The sequence below is a fragment of the Corynebacterium sp. HMSC034E11 genome (assembly GCF_001835905.1).
Taxonomy (GTDB): Bacteria; Actinomycetota; Actinomycetes; order Mycobacteriales; family Mycobacteriaceae; genus Corynebacterium; species Corynebacterium coyleae.
On record NZ_KV826420.1, the window covers coordinates 1 to 5,053 of the forward strand.

Annotated in this window: 8 protein-coding genes and 1 pseudogene; 1 reads left to right on the forward strand and 8 read right to left on the reverse strand. The window is 59.7% G+C overall.

The features are described 5' to 3' along the window. Positions 1–126: 126 nt before the first annotated feature. From HMPREF2690_RS11790 to HMPREF2690_RS10380, 5 genes and pseudogenes are all read right to left on the reverse strand, one after another. Positions 127–411, reverse strand: a pseudogene (locus HMPREF2690_RS11790) (transposase); the annotation flags it as partial. Between the two features lie 644 nt (positions 412–1,055). Further along, on the reverse strand, positions 1,056–1,370 hold the full coding sequence (locus tag HMPREF2690_RS10365; RefSeq protein WP_174232238.1) for an NIPSNAP family protein: 315 nt from the start codon (positions 1,368–1,370) through the stop codon (positions 1,056–1,058). A gap of 99 nt (positions 1,371–1,469) precedes the next feature. Beyond that, positions 1,470–1,799: a DMT family transporter gene (locus HMPREF2690_RS10370; RefSeq protein ID WP_003849969.1), complete on the reverse strand. Its 330-nt coding sequence runs from the start codon at positions 1,797–1,799 to the stop codon at positions 1,470–1,472. After that, complete coding sequence (locus tag HMPREF2690_RS10375; RefSeq protein ID WP_048733039.1) at positions 1,796–2,155, reverse strand: DMT family transporter; 360 nt, start codon at positions 2,153–2,155, stop codon at positions 1,796–1,798. The genes HMPREF2690_RS10370 and HMPREF2690_RS10375 overlap by 4 nt, the downstream gene beginning before the upstream one ends. Continuing rightward, positions 2,152–2,697: a TetR/AcrR family transcriptional regulator gene (locus HMPREF2690_RS10380; protein ID WP_034666346.1), complete on the reverse strand. Its 546-nt coding sequence runs from the start codon at positions 2,695–2,697 to the stop codon at positions 2,152–2,154. The genes HMPREF2690_RS10375 and HMPREF2690_RS10380 overlap by 4 nt, the downstream gene beginning before the upstream one ends. 196 nt (positions 2,698–2,893) lie before the next feature. On the opposite strand from HMPREF2690_RS10380, the gene HMPREF2690_RS10385 reads away from it, so the two are divergent. After that, positions 2,894–3,322, forward strand: coding sequence for a recombinase family protein (locus HMPREF2690_RS10385; protein WP_256008564.1), 429 nt, complete (start codon positions 2,894–2,896; stop codon positions 3,320–3,322). On the opposite strand, the gene HMPREF2690_RS10390 is transcribed toward HMPREF2690_RS10385, so the two are convergent. The 3 genes from HMPREF2690_RS10390 to HMPREF2690_RS10395 form a co-directional block, all read right to left on the reverse strand. Next, positions 3,319–3,750 (reverse strand): single-stranded DNA-binding protein, encoded by a 432-nt coding sequence (locus tag HMPREF2690_RS10390; RefSeq protein WP_070571001.1) that lies wholly within the window; start codon positions 3,748–3,750, stop codon positions 3,319–3,321. The two genes, HMPREF2690_RS10385 and HMPREF2690_RS10390, sit on opposite strands and share 4 nt — an antisense overlap. A 90-nt stretch (positions 3,751–3,840) precedes the next feature. Continuing rightward, positions 3,841–3,987 (reverse strand): hypothetical protein, encoded by a 147-nt coding sequence (locus HMPREF2690_RS12225; RefSeq protein ID WP_158293362.1) that lies wholly within the window; start codon positions 3,985–3,987, stop codon positions 3,841–3,843. A gap of 158 nt (positions 3,988–4,145) precedes the next feature. Continuing rightward, a partial coding sequence (locus HMPREF2690_RS10395; RefSeq protein ID WP_070820841.1) for a DUF4192 family protein occupies positions 4,146–5,053 on the reverse strand: 908 nt, incomplete at its 5' end.

Genomic DNA, 5,053 nt, shown 5'->3' on the forward strand with positions numbered 1-5,053 from the left:
TCGAGGTGGAAACCGAATTTTGGAAGCAGAACCCACCCCAGGAAATAATAGAAATCAAGGCAAACGCCTAGGAATAAAACCCGGGGCACTTCACTCTGGGTACTTTAGTGCCCAGAGGCTTATCTACATGGCACGTTCGCTACGGGTTCGTCGTTCTAACAGCCAGTCAGACAAGAAGGAACCGTGGCGTAGTTTCGGGATAGCCACATCGACGGTGCTGACCCGTGTATCCAGTAGTCGGTGGCGGTAGCCGTTGCGGTGGTTGACGCGGTTGTCGCTGGTGGTGCCGTAGTCAGCGCTGCCGACAGTATCGTCTTGGGAAGATAGAATTTGGTTGATGAAATCACCGAGCATCTGACGCGTCAGATCGGGTGATGCTTGAGTGAGTAGCTCTTCGAGGTATGCTTTTGGTTGCCAGTTGTGTCGGCACCGGGGGCTTAACTGTGAGAAGCGGGTCGAATAGCGGAGTTCTCCGCTAGGAGGTGTAAAAATTCCTCTGGGTCTTTAACCGTCAAGCGAATGGGTCTTCCGATATTGCGGTGTAGGAGGATATTTGCAGAACCGGCATGGAATGAAATAGTGCCATCCAGGAAGTGAACCCCAAACGTTTGGGATTCGAGTATGGGGCCCGAGGGAAGGATCTCCGCCCCCTTCAGAGATTCCAAACGAACGTTGCTAACTGGAATGCCAAGAACTGAAATCCGAAGGATTTCATCATTCAGCAACACCCCGACATTAAAGAAAATTGCCAGAGACACTAAAAGACCGCATGTGATAAAGGCGGTTTGATCTCTTCTGGTCAAGAAGTAGACACACAATAAGAGTACTGCGAAGATAAGTACGATCCGACTAAAATTATATCCAAATACTCTTGATCGATAACTTGAACCAGTCATGAATATCACTCAACTTCCTTCCAACTATCTTCATGGGTAGTAAGGCGAAAGTAGCTGCAGCTATGCCTTAAGGTCCTAATGTGTGTATAGCGTACACCCATCTGTACGCGCTGACCTGCGGCGTTGTGGGTTGTGCCGAGCGTGCTGCCGGAGTCCCTTTCAGTGTCCCTGGGGTAGGAGCGGCCGCATGAAGGTGCGCTCGTACCGCAGGACGCACTCGGACTCGTCTCGAATCCGGTCAGCGGCGATGAAGTCCGAGTGGGTGCCGAACAAGGTGCGGTACTGCTCGTAGGCAGCCAGGCTGGGGAAGCTGAACAGGGATTCCGCACGGTCACTCACACCTTCCGCGGGTAGGTAGTACCCGTGGTGGGTGCCGCCGTGTTCGTCGACATGCCGCATCCAAGCGCGGGCGAACTGTTCAAAGGCTGCGATCTGGTCGGGGTCGATGGTGTAGTGGACGACACAGGTGATCACATCCACAACGCTAGGCCCACAGGCGCTCATTGGGGAGCCTTTGTCTGTGCGCCTCGTGGTGCAGCACACCAATCTGCCTGGTTTACCTGCGGAAATGCGTCAGTTCGCCAAGTTGGCGCCGAGTTCAACGGTGAGAACTCCGACGGCGATGAGGAGGATGCCGAGGGCCATGGTTCGGGTGAGGGGTTCGTGGAAGATGACCCGGGCGAGGATCGCGGTGAGAGCTACGCCGGATGCTGCCCAGATGCCGTAGGCGACGCCAAGGGCCATGCCGTCGGCCAAGGCGAGACTTAAGGCGACGAACGCCACGAGATACCCCGCGATGACGCCGATGAACCATTTCTTCACCCGGCCACCGTCGGAGGCTCGTAGCGACATGGTCGCGACGACTTCGGACAAGATGGCGCCTGCGAGGAAGATCCATCTCATGAGTTGACTCCTGCTTCCTGGGCTGCGGTTTGCTGAGCTTTCTGGGAGCCGAGTTCGACGGTGAGGACACCGCTGATGATCGCAACCATTCCAAGACCCATCACAGCGGTCAGAGGTTCACCGAAAATCGCGGCGGATAGCACGGCGGCGAGCACGACCCCGCTGGCTCCCCAGATGCCATAGGCGACGCCGATCTGCATTCCTTCGCGCAGGCAGAAGGTGAGGAAGACGAAAGTGCCGATGTATCCGGCAGCAACCACGATGTACCAGGATGGGTGATTGAGCGCCGCCTTGAGAGACAGCGTCGCCGCCACTTCGGTAGTGATGGCGCCAGCGAGCAGGAACCACTGCTTCATGGGGTTGTTCCTTCGATCAGGGAGCGAATGCTGGAGACGACGGCTTCGAGATCCGCGCCGTGGAGGGTGGACACACCTGTGGCCTGGGCGCCCCAGAGTCCGTCGGCGGCGAGTCGGGCGGTGGTCAGCCTGGCTCGGGTGGCGGCGTCGAGATCGTCCGGGAGTTCGAGCCAGCGGCCCATCCGCGTAGTCCACGGTTCGGTGAGTTCGGGCCGATACGTCGCTTGGCCCCAGATGATGAACTCGGCGCGCTTGGCGGCCCCGTGGGCGGCGACGTGAACGTAGCTCAGGAGCCGCTCGGTGGCGTTGGCGTTCTCGAGGGGCTTGCCAAGGGTGGCAGTCATGTCGTTCTCGACGTTGGCCGCAGCGTGGTCGACGATCGCGGCGAGCAGTACGTCGCGGTTGCGGAAGTGATATAGCAATCCCGGTTTGGTGAGCCCGGCCTCGTGGGCCACTGCGTCAAGGGTAATGTCGCCACCCTCCGCTGCGTTCATGACGCGGAGGGCAGCTTCCAGGATCTCGGAGCGCTGACTGGTTCGCATATAGCTAACTTTACCATTTGGTAGGTGAAGCCTTCAACTGCGGGCGCTGGTAGGGGCACCTGGGGTACACCCCAAGCGAACAATTTGTGAATGAAAAAACTTCCTGTTCGCTAGGGTTAGTTCCAAGACTAACGGAACAGAACCGTCACTGCCTCTGGAGATCACTGAACAGTTGGGGGCGATCTCAGGACAAAAGGTGGGCTATGCCCGGGTGAGTTCGAAAGATCAGAACCTTGATCGTCAGATTGAACAACTCAAGGCAGAGAAGGTCTTCACCTATTACACGGATAAGGCCAGTGGTGGATCGCGTGAGCGCCCTGGACTTGATGAAGCAATGCGATATGTCCGTGCAGGAGATCAGCTTGTCGTCACGTCGATGGATCGGTGCGCGCGTTCACTGACGGATCTGTACGCCATTGTTGACGAGCTAGTCAGCAAAGGAGTGTCGGTGAAGTTCCTCAAGGAGGGACAGACCTACTCAAAAGACTCCACCCCGATCGCCAAGCTGATGCTAGGGCTGTTGGGTTTTGTTCAGTTGGGTAAGGCCGTGAAAGAGCTGGATCAACACCGTGAAATAGTTGAAAAAAATAACCCCGCAGGTTTCCCTGCGGGGTGTCGTTGTTAGAACGGTGCTTCGTCGTTGTCGGCGTCAGCGCCAGCCAGGGCGGCGTTCGCCGCCTCGCCTCCGCGACGGGCTGCGCGCGCAGCGGACTCTTTCTTGGAGTCGATCAGCTGCACGGTGTCGATACGGGCGACCAGCGGGTAGTGCTTCACACCGTCCTTGTCGGTGTAGACGTCGGTCTTCAGCGAGTAGCTCACTGCGACACGGTCGCCGGACCCGATGCAGCCGAACACGCCGGGGTTCTTCGCGTCCTGGACGTAGCCGGTCAGCTCCACGATCTCGCTTTCCACCTTGCCGGTGGACTTGTTCTTGAAGGTGTTGCGCGCATAGACGCTGAGCTTCACCGTCGCGCCGCCGTTTGCGTGCTCGAACAGCTTGGGTGCGCGAGCTGCGTTGCCGACGATGGTGCCGTTGTTGAAGGGGTTGGACATGATGGTTCTCCTTATGTGGGTGGGTGTGAATTGCCGTGCAATGTGGGTGTTGAAGCAGCTGCTTTGCTGCTGCGGGGGGTTGCGCTGTCGTTACAGCACTGCCCAGGGCAGCGGCGTGCCTGCCGCCTCTAGGTCGCGCAGTTCTTGTGCTGCGCCCGGATCGGCGTCCTCGCCGTCGATGCCGTCGGCGAGCTGGTAGAGCAGTTCCAGGTCGGTGTGGGTGATGTCGCGCATCACGTGCCTCCTTGTTCGGATTGGTGGTCAATCCGTCTGTTGGAGACAGCTCTGCTGTCTAGGGGTCGCTCCCCTGCCTCGTTGAAGTGTCTGCTGTCGCAAGCCACGGCCGACGAGAAAAAAAGAAACCCCGTTGCATCGCTGCAACGGGGTGTGTGGTGCTACTCGGTGAACAAGATCGTGCGGGTCTTCTCGGCGCCCTCGCGGACGAGTTCGACCATCCGCTCGCCTTGGCCGATGTCGGTCAGCTTCGCCACCAACGACGGGAAGATCTCGTCTGGCCCGATCTCGGTGGCTCGGTGCGCGGCCACGCCAGCTAGTCCCGGCTGGCCTGTGGCGTGCGCAAGCACGGCAACCGTGGTGGTGAGCTGCGCGCGCATCCCTGGCCAGCTGGTCGGGACAGCACGCATAACCTGCTCCGCGAACCGTAGGCCCGCCTGCGGGTCATCGAGCAGCGCCGCGAGCAGCGCGTCTCGCAAGCGCGGCGTGGTGAAGCATTTCAGCGCCGATCGAACAGCGCGCGTGCTCGGCTGGGTTATTCCTGCCGCCGCCTGCTCGTATTCACGCTGCAGCACGTCGGAGAACATGGGCGGGATATACGCCAGCGCGTCTTCGATGATGTCGGCGTGCTCGGCAGCGTCGATGCCGTGATCGGTGCTGTTCAGGCGTGCCTCGATGTCGTCTTTGCTCGGCTCCGGCAGCTCGCCGGTGTGCTCTAGCATCTGCTGCAGCGCCGCTGATGCGGCGACCTCGCCGACAACACCGTGGCGCGGCTCGTCGATGAGCGGATGCTGGTACACAGACCACCACGCAGCCCCGGTGACGATCTCGGGCACTTGCACCACCCCGAGCAGCGGCGGTAGGTGCACTGCCCCACTAGTGAGATACGTGGCCGTCTCGTCAAAGACCGGCTGCGCAATGTCATCGCTGATCATGTACGCGATAACAGCGTCGAGTTCGAGGTGGTGGACCCACGCTGCGAACCGCTCGCGACTCTCGGTGAGCTTCTCCACGGCCTCGTCCAGATCGAACCGCGCGACCGGGCCGAGGCGGACGGTGTCGACGCCCT

Coding starts and splice junctions, on each gene's coding strand:
- HMPREF2690_RS10370 (WP_003849969.1), bottom strand. CDS start 1,799: ATGAGATGGATCTTCCTCGCAGGCGCCATCTTGTCCGAAGTCGTCGCG.
- HMPREF2690_RS10375 (WP_048733039.1), bottom strand. CDS start 2,155: ATGAAGCAGTGGTTCCTGCTCGCTGGCGCCATCACTACCGAAGTGGCG.
- HMPREF2690_RS10380 (WP_034666346.1), bottom strand. CDS start 2,697: ATGCGAACCAGTCAGCGCTCCGAGATCCTGGAAGCTGCCCTCCGCGTC.
- HMPREF2690_RS10390 (WP_070571001.1), bottom strand. CDS start 3,750: ATGTCCAACCCCTTCAACAACGGCACCATCGTCGGCAACGCAGCTCGC.